General features: G+C 32.2%; 3 protein-coding genes. 2 read left to right on the forward strand and 1 reads right to left on the reverse strand.

All coding sequences use genetic code 11. The annotated features are described in order from the left end of the window. Positions 1 to 646 (reverse strand): winged helix-turn-helix domain-containing protein (locus AB1630_13165; protein MEW6104735.1); only part of this gene is annotated, 646 nt, incomplete at its 3' end. 359 nt (positions 647 to 1,005) lie between these two features. Here AB1630_13165 and AB1630_13170 point away from each other — a divergent pair. Beyond that, a complete protein-coding gene (locus AB1630_13170) occupies positions 1,006 to 1,215 on the forward strand; it encodes a hypothetical protein (protein ID MEW6104736.1) in 210 nt (69 codons plus the stop codon). Further along, a complete protein-coding gene (locus tag AB1630_13175; protein ID MEW6104737.1) occupies positions 1,205 to 1,465 on the forward strand; it encodes a hypothetical protein in 261 nt (86 codons plus the stop codon). The genes AB1630_13170 and AB1630_13175 overlap by 11 nt, the downstream gene beginning before the upstream one ends. Positions 1,466 to 1,554: the final 89 nt, after the last annotated feature.

Raw genomic sequence — 1,554 nt, forward strand, 5'->3', positions numbered from 1 at the left:
TCTTTGTTTCTATATCCAAGGCACCATTTATGTTTATTCTTTGACGACCACTATTACTTAAGGTAATCATATCTTTTCCCTTTTCTATCCAGCCCCACCCTGGCATTGAGTTATATTGGGGGTGAACGGCATCTATGAAGTATATCTTATCATCTTTTTCCTTATTGGCTTTTAGTTCCTCATATTTCTTAACAAATGCTTCTTGTTTTTCTTTATTAGCCTTACAGGGAACTAATCGGGTTTTCTTGTATACAAATCCTAATCTATGTAAAAGATGAACCATTCCAACAGAGGTATATTTGATTCCAAATCTTTGTTTAACAATCTCACATATCCCCTTTGCCGACCTTATTAAATGCTTCTTTAGATGGCTTTTTAATTCTTCTTCTTGGGCTAAAGACAACTTTCCAGAATAGCCATTATAATTTACATCCAATAGCTTATCTATTCCCTTTTCCTGGTATATCTTCTTGTAATTGTTTATACTTACCTCATCCAAAAGCAACATCTTTTTTATCTCTTTATAGGTAAATCCAAAGTCTAATGCCAAGATACACTTAATACGGTCTGCTAACTTCTTTTCTTTTGTCTTCCTATGCAGACCTTTTAATTTGTTCCTATCCTCATCCTTAAGAAATCCTGCCATTCTATCTATTTATTCGGCATTTTTTACAAATTACTTAAGAGATAATTTTCTTTCTTACTTGAAATTTAATTGATTTTCAGTATAAACAAGATATATTATATCAAAAACGCATCACAAAAAGATAATCTCTTTTTTCCTTTGCAGATTTTTTTGTTAAATACCATCAAAACATTCCATTGTAGAGTTTTAAAGAGATAAAGATTCTAATCTAGTTTCTTAAATTTTGCCAGAGGCATAGTATAGCCATAGTTATCGTATGTGTTTATGAATGTTAAAATAATCTTACAAATGTTAAAATATCTTGATGATGAGGATATAAATCTCATACTTCGTAGAAGTATGAGCAAAAATTGAATTTAATGAATACTTTAGTAATCAAAATAGAGTCAAAAATGGCAAGGGAAGGTAAAGCTTGTATGCGTTTCCCTTCAAAGGGCAAAGCTAATTGCTACCTTCCCTTATTTACTTCCCTCAAAATGGCTAATAGAAGGAAGCTTTTTGCAAATAAGCAAGGATTCATAAATGCCGTGAGGGAAAAACTAAAGGAGGTGAAGAAAGATGCACTCTAAATCTATTCTAAAAGAAGAGCGTAGAGGAGAAGTGGCAATAGGAATTGATTCTTCTAGAACATTCCTAAATGTAGCCATACTTACCCCTCTACAAGAAGAATTATACCACAAAAAGATGGATTTGACCACAGCTTTGTCAAGAGAACTTTCAGGGACATTGAAAGCTCTAAATACCTCTGATTGTTCACTAGAGATAGCAATAGAGTCATACGCTAGTGCCCTGTCCGATAAAAGAGGTATAATAACTTGACATTACAATAAAATCTTGCTATAATAATATTATGGCAAGAAAATCTGTAAGAATTGAATTAAATCAGGAAGAAAGGAAAGAGATAGAAA

The sequence above is a fragment of the bacterium genome, from assembly GCA_040753555.1.
In the GTDB taxonomy this organism is placed as follows: Bacteria; UBA9089; UBA9088; order UBA9088; family UBA9088; genus JBFLYE01.